Source organism: Methylophaga lonarensis MPL (assembly GCF_000349205.1).
GTDB lineage: Bacteria > Pseudomonadota > Gammaproteobacteria > Nitrosococcales > Methylophagaceae > Methylophaga > Methylophaga lonarensis.
Window position 1 is genome coordinate 15211 of the sequence record NZ_APHR01000056.1, and the last position, 17790, is coordinate 33000.

Annotated in this window: 18 protein-coding genes; 13 read left to right on the forward strand and 5 right to left on the reverse strand. The window is 49.9% G+C overall.

The window, feature by feature from the left end:
- Positions 1-41: 41 nt before the first annotated feature.
- The 13 genes from dapB (at position 42) to rluB (ending at position 13436) form a co-directional block, all read left to right on the forward strand.
- On the forward strand, positions 42-851 hold the full coding sequence (gene dapB / locus MPL1_RS10080; RefSeq protein ID WP_009727033.1) for a 4-hydroxy-tetrahydrodipicolinate reductase: 810 nt from the start codon (positions 42-44) through the stop codon (positions 849-851).
- A gap of 125 nt (positions 852-976) precedes the next feature.
- The gene (locus MPL1_RS10085; RefSeq protein ID WP_009727034.1) at positions 977-1531 is read left to right on the forward strand and encodes a thioredoxin family protein; all 555 of its coding nucleotides are present in this window, start codon (positions 977-979) and stop codon (positions 1529-1531) included.
- Positions 1532-1557: 26 nt separating this feature from the next.
- A complete protein-coding gene (gene tkt, locus MPL1_RS10090; RefSeq protein ID WP_009727035.1) occupies positions 1558-3543 on the forward strand; it encodes a transketolase in 1986 nt (661 codons plus the stop codon).
- A gap of 150 nt (positions 3544-3693) precedes the next feature.
- A complete protein-coding gene (gap, locus tag MPL1_RS10095; protein WP_009727036.1) occupies positions 3694-4692 on the forward strand; it encodes a type I glyceraldehyde-3-phosphate dehydrogenase in 999 nt (332 codons plus the stop codon).
- 120 nt (positions 4693-4812) lie between these two features.
- Positions 4813-6003 carry a phosphoglycerate kinase gene (locus MPL1_RS10100; RefSeq protein WP_009727037.1) on the forward strand — a complete coding sequence of 397 codons (1191 nt, stop codon included), beginning with the start codon at positions 4813-4815 and terminating at the stop codon, positions 6001-6003.
- 11 nt (positions 6004-6014) lie between these two features.
- Entirely contained in the window at positions 6015-7472 is a 1458-nt protein-coding gene (gene pyk, locus MPL1_RS10105) for a pyruvate kinase (protein ID WP_009727038.1), read from the forward strand.
- Between the two features lie 3 nt (positions 7473-7475).
- A complete protein-coding gene (fba, locus tag MPL1_RS10110) occupies positions 7476-8531 on the forward strand; it encodes a class II fructose-bisphosphate aldolase (RefSeq protein ID WP_009727039.1) in 1056 nt (351 codons plus the stop codon).
- 102 nt (positions 8532-8633) lie between these two features.
- Positions 8634-9008, forward strand: a complete 375-nt coding sequence (gene crcB / locus MPL1_RS10115; RefSeq protein WP_009727040.1) for a fluoride efflux transporter CrcB — start codon at positions 8634-8636, stop codon at positions 9006-9008.
- Positions 9005-9307 carry a DUF190 domain-containing protein gene (locus MPL1_RS10120; protein ID WP_009727041.1) on the forward strand — a complete coding sequence of 101 codons (303 nt, stop codon included), beginning with the start codon at positions 9005-9007 and terminating at the stop codon, positions 9305-9307. The genes crcB and MPL1_RS10120 overlap by 4 nt, the downstream gene beginning before the upstream one ends.
- A 4-nt stretch (positions 9308-9311) precedes the next feature.
- On the forward strand, positions 9312-10586 hold the full coding sequence (gene serS / locus MPL1_RS10125; protein WP_009727042.1) for a serine--tRNA ligase: 1275 nt from the start codon (positions 9312-9314) through the stop codon (positions 10584-10586).
- Positions 10579-11271: a site-2 protease family protein gene (locus MPL1_RS10130; RefSeq protein ID WP_009727043.1), complete on the forward strand. Its 693-nt coding sequence runs from the start codon at positions 10579-10581 to the stop codon at positions 11269-11271. The genes serS and MPL1_RS10130 overlap by 8 nt, the downstream gene beginning before the upstream one ends.
- Before the next feature lie 27 nt (positions 11272-11298).
- The gene (locus tag MPL1_RS10135) at positions 11299-12516 is read left to right on the forward strand and encodes a tryptophan--tRNA ligase (protein ID WP_009727044.1); all 1218 of its coding nucleotides are present in this window, start codon (positions 11299-11301) and stop codon (positions 12514-12516) included.
- An 11-nt stretch (positions 12517-12527) separates the two neighbouring features.
- Positions 12528-13436: a 23S rRNA pseudouridine(2605) synthase RluB gene (rluB, locus tag MPL1_RS10140; RefSeq protein ID WP_009727045.1), complete on the forward strand. Its 909-nt coding sequence runs from the start codon at positions 12528-12530 to the stop codon at positions 13434-13436.
- A gap of 9 nt (positions 13437-13445) precedes the next feature.
- Here rluB and MPL1_RS10145 read toward each other — a convergent pair whose 3' ends face one another.
- The 5 genes from MPL1_RS10145 to hpnD all read right to left on the reverse strand — a co-directional run bounded on the left by MPL1_RS10145 (position 13446) and on the right by hpnD (position 17715).
- Positions 13446-14378 carry a GGDEF domain-containing protein gene (locus MPL1_RS10145; protein ID WP_009727046.1) on the reverse strand — a complete coding sequence of 311 codons (933 nt, stop codon included), beginning with the start codon at positions 14376-14378 and terminating at the stop codon, positions 13446-13448.
- An 89-nt stretch (positions 14379-14467) separates the two neighbouring features.
- The gene (locus MPL1_RS10150) at positions 14468-15226 is read right to left on the reverse strand and encodes an SDR family NAD(P)-dependent oxidoreductase (protein WP_009727047.1); all 759 of its coding nucleotides are present in this window, start codon (positions 15224-15226) and stop codon (positions 14468-14470) included.
- Positions 15227-15235: 9 nt separating this feature from the next.
- Positions 15236-15589: a hypothetical protein gene (locus tag MPL1_RS10155; RefSeq protein WP_009727048.1), complete on the reverse strand. Its 354-nt coding sequence runs from the start codon at positions 15587-15589 to the stop codon at positions 15236-15238.
- A 48-nt stretch (positions 15590-15637) separates the two neighbouring features.
- Positions 15638-16936, reverse strand: a complete 1299-nt coding sequence (hpnE, locus tag MPL1_RS10160; protein WP_009727049.1) for a hydroxysqualene dehydroxylase HpnE — start codon at positions 16934-16936, stop codon at positions 15638-15640.
- Positions 16933-17715: a presqualene diphosphate synthase HpnD gene (gene hpnD / locus MPL1_RS10165; RefSeq protein ID WP_235045570.1), complete on the reverse strand. Its 783-nt coding sequence runs from the start codon at positions 17713-17715 to the stop codon at positions 16933-16935. Before hpnD ends, hpnE begins: the two co-directional genes overlap by 4 nt.
- Positions 17716-17790 lie beyond the last annotated feature (75 nt).

Below are 17790 nucleotides of genomic sequence, written 5' to 3' on the forward strand. Positions count from 1 at the left end.
CCAGCCTTTTTTATTTTTGAACCGGAAAACAGGATAACTTCATGGCAATACGTATCGCTATTAACGGCGCCGCCGGTCGAATGGGACGTTGCCTGATTCAGGCGGTTGAGCAAACCCCCGGTCTGGAGTTGAGTGCCGCGCTGGACCGTGCAGATTCATCACTCATTGGTGTTGATGCAGGTGAGTTGGCTGGTGTAGGCAAACTGGGCATTAGTCTCAGTGCTGATGTGGCCGAGGCGTGTCAAAACTCGGATGTCATCATCGACTTTACCCTGCCAGAAGTCACCATGGCCTTGTTGCCACACTGTGTGGCTCACCAGTGTCGACCTGTGATTGGCACCACAGGCTTTGATGAGGTACAGAAGCAGGCTATCGAAAAAGCCGCAGAGCAAGTGGCAACATTGCTGGCACCGAATATGAGTGTGGGTGTCAATTTGTCACTCAAACTGCTGGATATTGCTGCCCGGGTACTTGGCGACAGTGTCGATATTGAAATCATCGAAGCACATCATCGTCATAAAGTGGATGCCCCCTCTGGCACAGCACTCAGAATGGGCGAAGTGGTAGCAGATGCCTTGGGTCGTGATTTAAAGCAATGCGCGGTTTATGGTCGTGAAGGTCGAACCGGTGAGCGTGATCGTCAAACCATCGGTTTTGCAACGGTGCGTGCCGGTGATGTGGTTGGTGATCACACGGTGTTGTTTGCGGCTGAAGGTGAGCGGGTGGAAATTACCCACAAGGCGTCCAGTCGAATGACGTTTGCATTCGGTGCGATGAGAGCTTCCAGCTGGCTGATGCAGCACAACTCTGGACTCTATGATATGCAGGATGTGCTTGATTTAAGAGATTAATTCGCTGTTGGGTTGTGGGCTTCGCTTTATCATGACTTGTCTGGTAAGATGCAGGGCTCGAAACAAAAATGATAAGAATGTTTCATTGTGCGGGAATGAGACAGCATGGAAAGATGTGAGCAATTATGGCTTTAGAAACACCCGTTTGTGACTTTGGCTTGTCGGCGATAGATTTCAAATTGCCGGCCACTGACGGTAAAATCTGGACCCTTGAAGATTGTCGCGGTGATAACGGCCTGTTGGTCATGTTTATCTGTAATCACTGCCCTTACGTCAAAGCCATTCTGGATCGCCTGGTGCGAGATACCAGAGAACTCAAGCAATACGGTATCAATTCGGTTGCCATTATGGCTAACGATGTTACCGAATACCCTGAGGATTCGTTGGAGAACATGCAACGTATCGCCGAACAGGCAGGGTTCAATTTTCCATACCTCTACGATGAATCTCAGCAAGTAGCCAAGGCTTATGGCGCGGTGTGTACACCGGACTTTTTTGGCTACAACAAAGAGTTGCAATTGCAATATCGTGGGCGTCTGGATGCCAGTAGAAAAGAGGCCGCTGAACCGGATGTCAGACGTGATCTGTTTGAATCGATGAAGCAGGTTGCACAAACAGGCCACGGTCCGGATACGCAAGTACCGAGTATGGGCTGCTCGATTAAGTGGCGAGCGGCTTGATTTTTTTTAACAGGAGAATGTAGAAAATGGCTACACGCAGACATTTAGCGAATGCCATCCGTGCGTTGAGTATGGATGCAGTACAAAAGGCAAGCTCTGGCCACCCGGGTGCACCGATGGGTATGGCAGATATTGCCGAAGTCTTGTGGAATGATCACCTGAAACACAACCCGACCAATCCGGCCTGGGCTGACAGAGATCGTTTCATCCTGTCCAACGGCCACGGCTCGATGCTGATTTATTCTCTGCTGCATCTGACCGGTTACGACCTGCCGATGGACTCTCTGAAAACTTTCCGTCAATTGCACTCGCAATGTGCCGGCCATCCTGAATACGGCTATGCGCCAGGTGTGGAAACCACCACAGGTCCTCTGGGTCAAGGTATCACCAACGGTGTTGGTTTTGCCATGGCTGAAAAACTGATGGCGGATCAATTCAACCGTCCAGGTCATGACATTGTCGATCACCACACTTATGTATTCATGGGCGACGGCTGTCTGATGGAAGGTGTTTCTCACGAAGCTTGTTCACTGGCTGGCACATGGGGCTTGGGTAAACTGATTGCTTTCTGGGATGACAACAATATTTCTATCGACGGTCATATCGATGGCTGGTATACCGATGACACCGTTAAGCGTTTTGAATCATACGGCTGGCACGTTCAGTCTGTAGACGGTCACGATGCTGATGCAATCAATGCCGCGATTACTGCTGCTAAAGCAGTCACTGACAAACCTTCACTGATCTGCTGCAAAACCATCATTGGTTTTGGTTCACCTAACAAGTCTGCAAGCCACGACTGCCACGGTGCACCACTGGGTGAAGAAGAAATTGCACTGACACGTAAAGAGCTGGGTTGGGAATACGAACCATTTGTTATCCCACAAGACGTTTACGAAGGTTGGGATGGCAAAGCCAAAGGTGCTGAAGTAGAAGCTGCCTGGAATGCCAAGTTTGAAGCCTATGCCAAGGAGTTCCCTGAACTGGCAGCTGAATTCAAACGTCGCATGGCCGGTGAACTGCCAGCTAACTGGAAACAAGTCACTGACGCATTCATTGCTGAAACTAACGAAAAAGCTGAAAGTCTGGCATCACGTCAGGCGTCACAAAAAGCGATTGCTGCACTGGCTCCTACCCTGCCTGAATTCCTGGGCGGTTCTGCTGACCTGACAGGTTCAAACCTGACCAGCTGCTCTAGCTTCAAACACGTTTCAGGTAAAGAGCCTGGCAACTACATTTCTTACGGTGTTCGTGAGTTTGGTATGTATGCCATCATGAACGGTATGGCTCTGCATGGCGGCTTGCTGCCATACGGCGGTACCTTCCACATGTTCTCTGACTACGCAAAATCTGCTCTGCGTATGGCGGCGTTGATGAAACAACGCACGATTGCTGTGCTGACGCATGACTCAATTGGTCAGGGTGAAGATGGCCCAACGCATCAACCTATCGAAAACACTGCCGGTCTGCGTTACATCCCGAACATGGATGTATGGCGTCCTGCGGATTCTGTTGAAGTTGCGGTTGCCTGGGTTGCTGCGGTTGAGCGTACCGATGGTCCGACCAGTCTGGTACTGAGCCGTCAAGGTATTCCTGGCCGTAAGCATGATGCATCAGACTTTGAAGTCATGCGCAAAGGTGCTTATATCCTGTCAGAAGCCAATGGCAATGCGGATGTGATTCTGATCGCTACAGGTTCTGAAGTGGATCTGGCTGTTAAGTCGCAAGAAGCTCTGGCTGCAGAAGGTATCAACGCTCGCGTTGTTTCAATGCCTTCTACCAACGTGTTTGACCGTCAGGATCAAGCATACAAAGACAGCGTTCTGACACCAGGTGTCAAACGTGTTTCAATCGAAGCGGGTGTGACTGACTTCTGGCGTAAGTATGTAGGCCTGGAAGGAGGTACAGTGGGTATCGACACCTTTGGTGAATCTGCACCGGGTGGCGTACTGATGAAACACTTCGGCTTTACTGTTGAAAACGTAGTGAAAACTGTTAAATCTGTGCTGTAATCGCAGATTTGATAGATGTGTAATGAATCATGGCCAGTGGGTGCAAGCTCACTGGTCATTTTTCTGTCATAGACGATGAGTTATGCTGATAACTGTGATTTATCTCACAAGTTTCAGTTATCAGACCGGCTCCGAAAATGAGGACAAACAATGACTATCAAGGTAGGAATTAACGGTTTTGGTCGAATTGGCCGGATGGCTTTTCGAGCAGCGGTCAAAGATTTCACCAATATCGAAGTGGTGGCAATTAACGATCTGCTGGAACCGGACTATCTGGCCTACATGCTCAAATACGATTCGGTGCATGGCCCTTTCCAGGGTGAGGTTGAAGTCAAGGATGGTCACCTGGTCGTTAATGGTAAAACCATTCGTGTGACTGCAGAGCGAGATCCCGCTAACCTGAAATGGGCTGATGTAGGTGTCAATGTTGTGATTGATTGCACGGGCTTTTTCCTCACCGAGGAGTCTTGTCAGGCGCATATCCAGGCTGGCGCCAAAAAAGTGGTGCAATCAGCGCCATCAAAAGACCACACTCCAATGTTTGTTTATGGTGTCAATCATCAAAGCTATGCTGGTCAAGCGATTGTTTCGGCAGCTTCTTGCACGACCAATGCACTGGCACCTGTGGCTAAGGTATTGCACGACCAGTTTGGTATCAAACGTGGTCTGATGACGACCGTGCATGCCGCCACCGCAACCCAGAAAACGGTTGACGGTCCATCGATGAAAGATTGGCGAGGCGGTCGCGGTATTTTGGAAAATATCATTCCATCATCGACCGGTGCCGCAAAAGCCGTTGGCAAAGTACTGCCGGAGTTAAATGGCAAATTAACCGGAATGGCGTTTCGGGTGCCAACCTCTGATGTTTCTGTGGTCGATCTGACCGTTGAGCTGGATAGTGAAACCAGTTATGAAGCTATCTGCGCGGCGATGAAAAAAGCAGCCGAAGGTGAACTCAAAGATGTGCTGGGTTACACCGAAGACAGTGTAGTTTCTACCGATTTCCGTGGACATACAGCGCCGTCGACCTTTGATGCCGGTGCGGGTATCGCTCTGGATGGCACTTTTGTCAAAGTGGTTGCCTGGTACGATAACGAATATGGCTATACCTGCAACATGATGCGCTTGGTTGAGCATGTTGCTGACTAAGCCATCGGCATAGTTGCAAAAAATTAACAGGCTTCCCCGTGAGGGGAGGCCTTTTTTGTGAGCGCGGCGTTATAATCAGACACAGTTCACAAAATTAACCGTTGAAATTAAGGGGACATCATGTCGGTAATCAAGATGGCAGATCTGGATCTGACGGATAAAAAAGTACTGATTCGTCAGGATCTGAATGTGCCACTCAAATCAGGTGTTGTGGCGGATGGAACCCGGATACTGGCTTCATTGCCCACCATCAAACTGGCCCTTGAGAAAGGTGCCAAGGTCATGGTGATGTCACATCTCGGCAGGCCGACCGAAGGTGAATACGAACACAAGTATTCGCTGGCACCGGTAGCCAATTACCTGTCTGCCCTGTTGGATCAACCTGTCAGACTTGAGCAAAACTGGCTGGAACCGGACTTCATTCCTGTAGAACGGGGTGAGGTGGTGATTTGTGAAAATGTTCGGTTTAATGTCGGCGAAAAAGCCAATGATGATGCACTGGCACGCCGCATGGCACAGATGTGTGATGTCTATGTCATGGATGCATTTGGAACTGCACATCGGGCTCAGGCATCAACGCATGGCATCGCCAAATATGCCCCGATCGCATGTGCCGGCCCTTTATTGGCGGCAGAGTTGGAGGCACTGTCCAAGGCGCTCGACAAACCTGCCCGCCCAATGGTTGCAATTGTCGGTGGTTCAAAAGTTTCCACCAAGTTAACGGTGCTTGAGTCTTTATCAGAGAAGGTTGATCAGCTGATTGTCGGTGGGGGCATTGCCAATACTTTTATTGCTGCGGCGGGTTTTAATGTTGGCAAGTCCCTGTATGAGGAAGACTTACTTGATACCTGTCGTCGTCTGACGGAGGATGCCAAACGACGCGGAGCCGATATTCCGGTGCCGATTGACGTGGTCTGCGGCAAGCATTTTGCTGAGAACGCCGAGGCAGAATTAAAGTCCGTTGACAAGGTCGCCGACGACGACATGATCTTCGATATCGGCCCAAAATCTGCTGCCCAGTTGGCTGAAATTTTAAAAAATGCCGGTACTATTGTCTGGAATGGGCCCCTGGGAGTATTCGAGTTCAGTCAGTTTTCCGAAGGCACAAAGGAAATCGCTATGGCGATTGCTGAGTCAAATGCTTTCTCTATTGCTGGTGGCGGTGACACGCTTGCCGCAGTATCAAAATTCAAAGTTTGTGATGATGTTTCTTATATTTCCACGGGGGGCGGTGCCTTTCTTGAGTTTCTGGAAGGCAAGAAATTACCGGCTGTCGAAATTCTTGAACAACGGGCTGCTCAACAATCCTGAGGGAGTCTAGCTTGGCAAGGCGCAGAACAAAAATTGTCGCCACCATGGGGCCTTCAACAGAGGCGCCACAGGTACTGGATGCGATGATAAAGGCGGGACTGGATGTGGTGCGATTGAATTTTTCGCATGGTGCTGCCGAGAAACACATAGAGATGGCCCATCGAGTGCGTGAACGCGCCGAGGCACTTGGCCGACAAGTGGGTGTGCTGGTCGATTTACAGGGACCCAAGATCCGCATCTCAAGATTTAAGGAGGGTGCGGTACTTCTTGAAGAAAATGCCGATTTCATCCTCGATGCCGCCTTAGCGGAAAATGATGGCGACATTGAGCGCGTCGGCATTGATTACAAGCCCTTACCCTATGACGTGAACAGAGGCGATACCCTGCTTTTGGATGATGGCCGGATTGTGTTGTGGGTCAAGTCGGTTGTCGATAAAGAGATTCATTGCCGGGTGGTGGTCGGAGGCCAACTCTCTAACAACAAAGGCATCAATCGTCAGGGCGGAGGCCTGTCAGCTGCTGCACTCACTGAAAAAGATATTGCCGATATCAAGGTCGCAGCGAGCATTCAGGCCGACTATGTGGCGGTGTCATTCCCGCGTAGCGCTGATGATGTATTGCTGGCCCGCAAATTATTGCGGGATGCCGGTGGTTACGGCGGCATCATTGCCAAGATTGAGCGTGCTGAAGCGGTCACTGAACTTGAGGCAATCATTCAGGCATCCGAAGGCATCATGGTGGCACGGGGTGATCTGGGTGTTGAAATTGGCGATGCCGCATTGCCACCCATTCAAAAAAGCAGCATTGCCATGGCTCGGCGCATGAACAGAGTGACTATCACGGCAACGCAGATGATGGAATCGATGATCACTAACTCTATCCCGACACGAGCCGAAGTGTTTGATGTGGCCAATGCGGTGCTAGATGGTACTGATGCGGTCATGCTTTCAGGCGAAACGGCTGTGGGTAAATATCCGGTAAAAGTGATCGAAGCCATGGATCGAATTTGCTTGGAAGCCGAGCAACAACGAGAGATTCGTGTGTCACGTCACCGAATTGACTCCAAATTCGAGCGTATAGACGAGGCCATCGCCATGGCTGCGATGTACACGGCGAATCATCTTGATGTTAAGGCGATCGCGGCCCTGACCGATTCGGGCTCTACGCCACTATGGATGTCCAGGATCAGTTCGGGTATTCCAATTTTTGCACTGACACCACATACCTCGACGAGTCGACGAGTAACCCTGTATCGTGGTGTTTACCCGGTAGATTTTGTGCTGGACCATACCGATCATGCGGTCGCCAATATGGAAATGATCGATGAGCTCAAACGAAGAGGCGTGGTCAGTGATGGTGATATTGTGCTGTTGACCAAGGGTGATCTCGAGATTCAGGGCAGTACCAACGGCATGAAGATTATCCGTGTTGGAGAATATGGAACCTCAAAAGAACGGCTGGAGAAATAAATCATGGCGTTAGTATCCTTACGTCAATTGCTGGATTATGCAGCGGAGCATCAGTTTGCGATTCCGGCATTCAATGTCAACAACCTGGAACAAGTGCAGGCGATCATGCAGGCGGCGGACGCGGTCGATAGTCCTGTCATCATGCAAGGCTCAGTCGGCGCTCGCCAGTACGCCGGTGAGCCTTTTCTGCGTCACCTGATTCTGGCGGCCATTGAACAATACCCTCATATTCCGGTGGTGATGCATCAAGATCACGGCGCATCACCGGCCATTTGTGCACGGGCCATTCAATCCGGTTTCAGTTCAGTGATGATGGACGGTTCCTTGCTGGAGGATATGAAAACGCCGGCGTCATTTGACTACAACGCTTCAGTGACCCGAACAGTGGTCGATATGGCCCATGCCTGCGGCGTCAGCGTTGAAGGTGAGCTGGGATGCCTGGGATCACTGGAAACCGGCAAGATGGGTGAAGAAGATGGGCACGGGGCAGAAGGGGCGCTGGATCACAGTCAATTACTGACGGATCCTGATGAGGCGGTCGAGTTCATCAAATTGACGCAGGTTGATGCACTGGCTGTTGCCATCGGCACCAGTCATGGGGCATATAAATTTTCTCAACCGCCCAGTGGCGATGTGCTGGCGATCAGTCACCTCGAAAAGTTACAGAATAAATTACCCAATGTGCATTTTGTTATGCATGGCTCCAGTTCCGTTCCGCAGGATTGGCTGGCAATCATCAATCGTTTTGGTGGCGATATTGGTCAAACCTATGGGGTACCGGTTGATGAGGTGGTGGAAGGTATCAAATATGGCGTTCGCAAAGTCAATATTGATACTGATTTACGCATGGCCTCTACAGGGGCCATTCGACAATTTCTGGCGGATGAAAAAAATGCCGCCATCTTTGATCCAAGAAAATTCCTCAAGGCAGCCACAGCGGCAATGCAGGCGATTTGTGAAGCGCGTTATCAGTCTTTTGGCAGTGCCGGCCATGCCAGTAAAATCAAACCGGTATCGCTGGATAAAATGGTCGAACGTTATGACAAAGGCCTGCTGTAATCTTTGTCGATACGGATGTCTGATTTAATGGGCCATTGCTTAGCGTGAGAGTCGCTCACAGATAGGGTAAACTATGCCTTTTTGCAAAACCGGGTCCAGACTTTGTATCAGTTATTAGCCATCGCAGCAGGCGGTGCGGTGGGAGCCGTATTACGCTTCCTGATGTCAAACGGTGTCTATCGTGTGACTGGCAATGACTTTCCATATGGCACGCTGGTAATCAATATCTTCGGTTCTTTTGTGCTGGGCATGCTCTTTGTCTTGCTGTTGGAAAAATTGGTGGTGAGTGCTGAATGGCGACTGGGTCTCACCGTTGGACTTATCGGAGCCTTTACCACCTTCTCGACTTTTTCCGTAGAAACCTTGCTGTTGATCGAGGAGGGCCAACTGCTCAAAGCCGCACTGAATATTGTGCTGAGCGTCGCTTTGTGTCTGTTTGCGGCATGGTTGGGCATGAGCTTGGGGAGGCAGCTATGAGTCAGCAGGCAATTACCATGGTACGTGTGTATCTGGCAGAAGGCCGCGATGATGTCGGCCGTCTGCTCGAATGGCTGGAGCAACAGGAAGTGCGTGGTTTCAGCGTCTTCAGAGGCGTTGCAGGGCTTGGCAGTGATGGCCATGTTCACAAGGCCTCCTTGCTGGATCTTTCATCTCGCCTGCCGGTAGTTATTGAGTTCTTCGACAGCCCGGAAAAAATAGCGAACTTATTGAATCATATAGAACAACTGGTCAAACCTGACAATATTGTGCAGTGGCCAGCCAGTACTGGAATTTGAAAATATGCTTGACCCGAAATTATTGAGAGCTGATGTTCAATCGCTTGCAGCACAGCTTGCCCGGCGTAATTTTGACCTGGATCTTGAATTGTTGAATTCGCTGGAAGAAGAGCGTCGGCAGGCGCAACTGGATGCCCAGGCATTACAGACAGAGAGAAACAGTCGCTCCAAGGAAATCGGTAAAGCCAAGGCCTCAGGACAGGATATCGCTCCGCTGTTGGCTGAAATTGATGATCTCGCTGACAAGCATAAAGCTGCAGAGGCCAGACTGGATGATGTGTTATCAAAACTCAACACCTTGGCAATGGAAATACCCAATATTCCCCAGCCTTCAGTGCCCAGTGGCAAGGATGAGGCAGATAATCAGGAAGTCTCTCGCTGGGGCACGCCTCCGACATTTGATTTTCCGGCAAAAGATCATGTGGATATCGGCAATGGTCTGCAGCAGATGGACTTTGAGGCAGCTGCACGTATCAGTCGCGCTCGCTTTGTGACCTTGACCGGAAGTCTGGCCAGGCTGCAACGGGCTCTGATTCATTTCATGCTGGATGTGCATACGCTGGAGCATGGTTATACAGAAACCTATGTGCCCTATCTGGTTAACGCCGACGCATTGAGAGGCACGGGGCAACTTCCCAAGTTTGCTGAAGATTTGTTTGCCGTCGATGATGGACAGCTATATCTGATCCCGACGGCAGAAGTACCGGTGACCAATCTGGTTCGTGACTCCATTCAGGAAGCCACATCACTACCAATCAAGTTCGTTGCACACACACCCTGTTTTAGAAGTGAAGCCGGTTCTCACGGCCGTGACGTGCGTGGCTTGATCAGGCAACATCAGTTTGAAAAAGTAGAACTGGTGCAGCTGGTGCCTGCCAGTGATTCAGATGCGGCCCATGAAGCCCTGACCGGACATGCAGAATCTATTCTGCAGCGTCTAGAGCTGCCGTACCGGAAAATGCTTTTGTGTACCGGAGATATGGGATTTGCCTCCACCAAGACTTACGATCTTGAGGTTTGGTTGCCTAGTCAAAATACTTATCGGGAAATCTCTTCCTGCTCTAACTTTGGAGATTTCCAGGCACGTCGCATGCAAGCCAGATGGCGTAATCCGGACACTGGCAAACCAGAGTTGCTGCATACGCTCAATGGCTCAGGTCTGGCGGTGGGCAGAACACTGTTGGCGATTCTGGAGAATTTCCAGCAAGCCGATGGAAGTGTCAGAGTGCCTAAGGTTTTAGTCCCTTATATGGGTGGAGTAGAAACACTGCATGGCTGAGTTTACCCTGATTCAAAAGTTTATTATCTGGGCGATTCCAGTCATTTTTGCCATCACCCTGCATGAGGTGGCACATGGTTGGGCAGCACTCAAGCTGGGTGACCGCACAGCGCAAATGATGGGGCGATTGACCCTGAATCCAGTCAAGCATGTGGACCCATTGGGCACCTTGCTGATCCCTGGTGTGTTGTTAATGGTTGGCGGTTTTATTTTTGGCTGGGCCAAACCCGTACCGGTGACTGCACAGAATCTTCGTTCACCCAAGCAGGATATGGCCTGGGTAGCGCTGGCCGGGCCGGGTGCCAATTTAGTCATGGGTATTTTCTGGGCTCTGGTTGCCAAAGTTGGCCTGATGCTGGCCAACAATGGTGTTAGCGTTGGTGAGCCAATGTTATTCATGGGTATTGCCGGTGTCTGGATTAATGCCATCTTGATGTTGCTTAACCTGCTGCCGATTCCGCCACTTGATGGTGGTCGGGTTTTGATGAGTATTTTGCCTGGCCGCTGGTCATGGCAGCTTAGCCGAATTGAGCCTTATGGCTTTTTTATACTGCTGGGCTTGTTGTTTTTTGGCATTCTTGGGCTGATTCTGATGCCCATGCTGCAAGTGATTCTGGCGATGCTGGCCAGTGTATTGTCACTCCACATCGATCAGATGTTTGGACTGCTCAACCGATTGTTTTAATTGACTGAATTATTCAGGAGCAAGAATTTGGATACCGTAGCCTACCAGTCACGACGGATTGTTTCCGGGATGCGCCCAACCGGGCAGCTGCATCTTGGACATTATCATGGCGTACTGAAAAACTGGATCAAGCTGCAGCATGAGTTTGACTGCTTTTTCTTTGTCGCTGACTGGCATGCATTGACAACACACTACGAAGACAGCCAAATCATCGAGGAAAGTGTCTGGGAAATGGTGATTGACTGGCTGGCTGCGGGCATTGAGCCATCATCGGCTTCGCTGTTTTTACAATCCAAAGTGCCAGAACATGCCGAATTGCATTTATTGCTGTCGATGATAACGCCGCTATCGTGGTTGGAGCGGGTACCCACCTACAAGGACCAGCAGGAGAAGCTCAAAGAAAAAGATCTGTCCACCTATGGCTTCCTGGGATATCCCTTGCTGCAAAGTGCCGATATTTTGATTTACAGAGCGGGCCAAGTGCCTGTCGGTGAAGATCAGGTGGTGCATGTTGAGCTGACGCGTGAAGTGGCACGACGTTTCAATCATATCTATGGCCGTGAGCCTGATTTTGAAGAAAAAGCCGTTGCCGCAATTGCCAAGATGGGTAAGAAAAACGCCAAGCTCTACAATACATTAAGAAAAGCCTACCAAGAGCAAGGCGACAGTGAAGCTTTGCAAAAGGCACGTGAATTACTGAAAAATCAGCAGAATCTTGCGCTGGGAGATACCGAACGTTTGTTTGGTTTTCTTGAAGGTGGCGGTAAAGTCATTCTGCCAGAACCTCAAGCATTGCTGACACCTGCTTCGAAAATGCCGGGACTTGATGGCCAGAAAATGTCCAAATCCTATGGCAACACCATTTCCTTGAGAGAGCCGGAACAAACTCTGGCAGAGAAAATTAAACGTATGCCGACGGATCCAAACCGGGTCAGAAGAACCGATCCCGGTGATCCGGAAAAATGTCCGGTCTGGCAGTTGCATGAAGTCTACGCAACTGAAGATCAAAAACAGTGGGTGCAGGAAGGATGCCGGACGGCTGGAATTGGTTGTCTGGATTGTAAAGGGCCACTGATCGATGCGGTCAGTGCCGAACTGAAACCGATTCGTGCTCGCGCGGAGGATTTCCGCCAGCATCCTGAAGATGTGCGGCGAATTATTGATGATGGTAATGCTGCGGCACGCGAGGTGGCCCAGGAGACTCTTGCAGATGTGAGATCTGCAATGGGTTTAAGCTATAAATAAGGCCAAAAATTATGTCTGAACGTATACAAAAAGTCCTTGCCAGAGCTGGCTATGGTTCACGCCGGCAAGTGGAAACATGGATTAGCGAAGGCAGAGTCACGGTCAATGGTGAAGTCGCGACACTGGGCGCACAAATTGATGCCAGTGCCTCACTGAAACTCGATGGCAAACCGCTGTCTGCCAAGCGGCTGTGGCAACAACCCAAGCAAGTGATTCTTTATCACAAGCCGGTAGGTGAAGTGTGCACCCGTCAGGATCCAGAAGGTCGGCGCACCATATTCAAATCTCTCCCGGCGCCAGCTGAAGGCCGATGGGTCAGTGTTGGCCGACTTGATATCAATACCAGTGGTTTGCTTATCCTGACCACTGATGGTGAGTTGGCCAATCATCTGATGCATCCCTCCAATCAGATGGATCGGGAGTATGCGGTTCGTGTGCTCGGTGAGGTCGGACCTGAGATGATGCAGCGATTGAGAGATGGCGTCATGCTTGAAGATGGTGAAGCGCGCTTTTCTGATATACAACCTGCCGGTGGTGAGGGCGCCAATTCGTGGTTCCATGTTGTGATTCAGGAAGGTCGTAACCGGGAAGTCAGACGTTTATGGGAAAGTCAGGGCGTTCAGGTCAGCAGATTGACACGATTGCGTTATGGTCCGGTGATCATGCCCAACAAGTTGAAGCCAGGGCGTTGGATGATGCTGGAAGGTCGTGATCTTGAAAACTTGTATCAGGAAGCGGGTTTGAAACCAGTGAGTACAGACAACACTGTCAACAAACCGGCAGCCAAGCGTGCTGATAAGTCGCGATCTATCAAAACCACTTCAAGCCCTGATAAGCGTAAAGCACCTACCAATAAATCCCCCTGGGAAGCCGCCTCAGCCAGCAAACGCCCGAGGATACGCGGTCATAAAACCAGGTAAGTCTCTTATTTAGTGGCTGGCAAGGTCACTTGAAATGGTGTTCTTGCCGCTGTGCTTGGCTTGATAGAGCGCGCGATCGGCCCGTTTGAAAATTGACGAGGCATTGTCAGACTTACAATATCCAGCAACACCAATGCTGACGGTGAAGCCAAAACTACTCTCACCATTAACACACTTCAGCTCAGCAATTGACTGGCGCAATCTTTCGGCAACCATCATGGCATCCTCGTGTTCTGTGTGGCTTAACAGTAGTGTGAATTCTTCGCCGCCAAAGCGGTAGGCACTGTCTGTCTGACGAAGCATGGATTTCAGTAAATCGCCCATGGATCGAATCGCTTGATCCCCGGCAGCATGGCCCAATGCATCATTGATCTGCTTGAAGTTATCAATATCAATGATTAGCAGTGAGAAAGGCGCCTGTTGTCTTTTAGCGAGTTCAATTTCCCGCATCAGACCCTGGTCGAACGCTTGTCTGTTATATAAGCCACTGAGCATATCAGTGACAGATGCAGACAATGCTTTTTGGTACAAAGTACAGTTGCGAAGCGGATAGACCAGTTTGCACAACAAATCTTCAATCAGTTCAATTTCTGCCGCGCTGAATTTTTTATTTCTGGTCAGCTCAAGCTCACCGATATTTACCTGGTCGACTTCAAGCTGATAGTGGCAACGATGATGACGTTTGCTGCCGATTTCCAATTTTTCAGTCAAGGCGGGATGTTTGTAGCTTAAGCCCTGATAGCCAATCAAAGCTCTGACTTCATGATCAAACAGATGAATTATCTGAACAATGTCCAGTGATGTCTGCAATATCATTGGCAGTCTGGCTTGAATAAGCTCGGGATCAGGAGTGTCGGAAGGCTGAACAGAATCAATATAGCGATTGGTGGAACTGACCAGCTGCAGACCACCTTGTTGTTCGTTAAAGATATGTTGGCTCATTGAACACACTCTTGAATGGGTTGTTTAGCATTTACCCAGCCAAAAGTGTGCCATTTTAATTTATCTTTTGTGAAACAATGAGTTAAGTGTTATTCTGATGCCAGTGACGATTGTTTGACGCTATGTTGTAGTTGTTTGCCATGAACCGTTGCAGCTGAAGCATGAATAATTTCAAGGTAATCTGGCGCGATGTCCTCAGCTTTGGGCAAATCTGAAGGATTGAGTGCGGGATAAGCACGCTTGAGAAATTCGGTATTTACACGTCCTGGATCAAAACTGCAGATCTTGATTCGGCCCGATGATGCTTGTTCATCTGCCAGCTGAGATGCAAAACATTCGATGCCGGCTTTGGCAATGCCATAGGCACCCCAATAAGCTTTTGCTTGCACACTGTCTGTGGTGAACACAATAAAGCTGTCATCAGTGCTTTCCAGAAGAGACAGACAAGCACGGGTGAGCATCACCGGCGCACTCAGATTAACGTGTAATATTTCAGCCCAGAGCTTTGAGTTTTGATGAGGAACCGGGGCCAGTTGACCAAGTGATGCCGCGCAGTGAATCAATCCATCAAGCCGAAAGAAATTCTGTTCGATGCTGTTTGCAAGGTTCAGGTAGTCATCCTGACTGGCCCCTTTGAGATCGAGGGGATAGATTGCCGGTATTGCATGGCCTTGTTCAATGATGCTGTCGTAGACTTTTTCAAGGGCGGGTAAATTTTTGTCGAGCAGAATCGCGGTTGCGCCTTGAGCAGCGCAACATTGAGCCACAGCAGCACCGATGCCGCTAGCGGCACCGGTGATGAGTATGACGCGACCTGCCAACAGTTGACTGTTAGCAGTGACTGTCATTTTTTCAGATTACTGTGCTGGCCAGTACTGGCTGTGAACAGCTTTACCATTGTGGAATTGCGCAGAAACAAGCGCATCACTGGTACGCCATTCCATATGAACTACTTCAATTTCGTTGATGGTGTGTGATTGTTTTAGTAAAGGCTCACCCAGCATCTCAATAGCAGCGTCAGTAGACATGCCAGTGGTAATACCAGAAGCCGGTGCTGCTTCAGCAACTGCTTCAACTGTGGTGCTTTCTTCAACGACCGCGGTGCTGTCGGCAGCAGTATCTGTGCTGTAGCTACTGTCATCACTGCCGCATGCAGTCAGAAAACCGGCAAAAGCAAATGAGGCAAGAAGTACTCGGATGTGGCTTGACATGTTGTTTCCTTATAATAGTTAGCGACGTAAAAATCAGAGTATAACAAGCTATTGTTGTGATATCGACACTGTTTGAGCGGTCTTGATAATAGCTTGTGCACAGCTTATGCCATTGCTGATGGCAGCTTCCAGTGTGGCTGGATAAGGGTGTGCAATGTGATCACCCGCTAGCCACAAGCCTTGTAATGATGTCTGGCTGGCCGGGCGAAGGGCTTGAATGCTGGCGGTACAGGCGAATGTGGCTTTTTTTTCCCGAATCACTTTTGACTCAAGCGAAGCCGCTGGCATTTGTGGCTGTAACAGGCAAATTTCGGCGCAGACATGCTCAACCAGTCGCTCAGATGATATCTGCATATGTGGTCCCGGACCACTGATAACCACCGCAATCAGGCCAGGATAATAGCTACTGCGATCGAACAACCACTGACTGAGTGTTCCTGAACTACCAATCATCGGCGTGGTCAGGCGACTATCAGCCGGGTATTGCAGATAAATTGTTGTGATTGGGTAATGATTGAAAGTGATCTGATCGGCAGCGGGTAGTAGCCGGGTAATCTGATCCGCATGACAGGCAAGAATCAGCTGATCACAATCAAACACTTCTCCCTGACTGGTTTCGGCGGCAATGACTTTATTGCCCTTGCAGCGAACGGAGACAACCCGGGTCTGGAAATGCACTTCGTGTTGCCGTGCCTTAAGATATTCGATAGCGGCCGTGGGGAATACACTGCCCAAACTACGCTTGGCTATCAACAGATCTGCGTGCGCCCTCTTTGTTAACAGGCTGTCTTTGAGCACTCTGGCAAACACCTGGGCAGAGGCTTCATTGATTGGCGTATTCATGGTGGCAAGGCAGAGCGGCTCCCATAACTGGCTGATCAGTCGATCTGACTGCGCGGTCTGTTGGCACCATTGCAGCACCGTACTGTGGTGATTTTTCAGATGATACGAAATACGTGATGAAAAGCGCAGCAGGCGAACGAAGTCCCTGATGCCGAGACTTTTCATCAAACCTTTCAGCAGAGGTAGGGGCCAGGGTGCGGCACTGTGTGCATTGAGATGCAGTGATGGGTAATGACTTGAGTGAATGACAAGATTGAGGGGGGATCGGTCAAACAATGCTTCTGGATTCTGGCCTACGTCACGAATCAGTTCAAACATCTGTTGGTAGGCGCCGATCATCAGGTGCTGACCATTATCAATGACACGATCACCCCAACTGACATCACGCGCTCTGCCTCCCGGCTGAGCCGCAGCCTCAAGTAGTGTGACATCAAAACCGTGTGAACTGAGCCGAACTGCAGCCGCCAGACCGCTCCAGCCGGCACCAACCACCACACATTTCATCGTTGTTTGGACAACCTTTTCTCCGCGCGGGCCGTTGTCCATGCCAGCCAGAGTTTACGCAGAGGTGTCAGTGAGACTCTGTGTTGCATCACTTGGAACCCATCTTTTTCGATTTCATCGAGCGTGGTTTCATAGATGCGCGCCATGATGAGCGCTGTTTGTTGTGATTGCCGGTCTTCTGCTGGAAGTAACTGCATGGCCTGGCGATAAAACTGACGAGCACGATCCGCCTGAAACTTCAGCAAATTAGCCAATTCATCGGTCTGTTTGAGCGAGAGGATGTCCTGTTCTGTCAATGAAAATTGCGCTATTTCATCGAGAGGCAAATAAATTCGACCTCGCTCGGCATCTTCACGGACATCTCGAATGATGTTGGTAAGTTGAAATGCCATGCCAAGATTTTCGGCAAATTTAAGCGTTTTGCGATTCTGGTAACCGAATATTTCAGCGGACAGTAATCCGACAACACTGGCAACGCGATGGCAATACAGCGCTAGGTGCTTGTATTCGGCATAGCGTTGCTGATGTAGATCCATCGCCATGCCATCAATGATTTCCATGAAATATTCCTGGTGGAGATCAAAGTCATTCAGAGATTCGGCCAGTGCCAGCCCAACAGGGTGTTCCGGACGGTTTTGGAAGGTGTTGATGATTTCATTACGCCACCACTCCAAGGTGCTGGCGGCGACTTGCGGATCACTGATTTCATCGACAGCGTCGTCTACTTCCCGACAGAAAGCATACAAAGCCATGATGGCCTTGCGCCGAGGTTCAGGCAAAAACAGGAAGCTGTAATAAAAGCTGGAACCGCTCTTGGCGGCTTTGTCTCGGCAATACTGTCAGGCGTCATCGTT

Bases quoted from the DNA above. Each gene is read 5' to 3' on its own strand.
- hpnE (WP_009727049.1), bottom strand. From the start codon at position 16,936: ATGAAATGTGTGGTGGTTGGTGCCGGCTGGAGCGGTCTGGCGGCTGCA.
- MPL1_RS10150 (WP_009727047.1), bottom strand. From the start codon at position 15,226: ATGACAGTCACTGCTAACAGTCAACTGTTGGCAGGTCGCGTCATACTC.
- rluB (WP_009727045.1), top strand. From the start codon at position 12,528: ATGTCTGAACGTATACAAAAAGTCCTTGCCAGAGCTGGCTATGGTTCA.
- MPL1_RS10145 (WP_009727046.1), bottom strand. From the start codon at position 14,378: ATGAGCCAACATATCTTTAACGAACAACAAGGTGGTCTGCAGCTGGTC.
- MPL1_RS10130 (WP_009727043.1), top strand. From the start codon at position 10,579: ATGGCTGAGTTTACCCTGATTCAAAAGTTTATTATCTGGGCGATTCCA.
- tkt (WP_009727035.1), top strand. From the start codon at position 1,558: ATGGCTACACGCAGACATTTAGCGAATGCCATCCGTGCGTTGAGTATG.
- MPL1_RS10155 (WP_009727048.1), bottom strand. From the start codon at position 15,589: ATGTCAAGCCACATCCGAGTACTTCTTGCCTCATTTGCTTTTGCCGGT.
- fba (WP_009727039.1), top strand. From the start codon at position 7,476: ATGGCGTTAGTATCCTTACGTCAATTGCTGGATTATGCAGCGGAGCAT.
- MPL1_RS10085 (WP_009727034.1), top strand. From the start codon at position 977: ATGGCTTTAGAAACACCCGTTTGTGACTTTGGCTTGTCGGCGATAGAT.
- dapB (WP_009727033.1), top strand. From the start codon at position 42: ATGGCAATACGTATCGCTATTAACGGCGCCGCCGGTCGAATGGGACGT.
- gap (WP_009727036.1), top strand. From the start codon at position 3,694: ATGACTATCAAGGTAGGAATTAACGGTTTTGGTCGAATTGGCCGGATG.
- MPL1_RS10100 (WP_009727037.1), top strand. From the start codon at position 4,813: ATGTCGGTAATCAAGATGGCAGATCTGGATCTGACGGATAAAAAAGTA.
- MPL1_RS10120 (WP_009727041.1), top strand. From the start codon at position 9,005: ATGAGTCAGCAGGCAATTACCATGGTACGTGTGTATCTGGCAGAAGGC.
- serS (WP_009727042.1), top strand. From the start codon at position 9,312: ATGCTTGACCCGAAATTATTGAGAGCTGATGTTCAATCGCTTGCAGCA.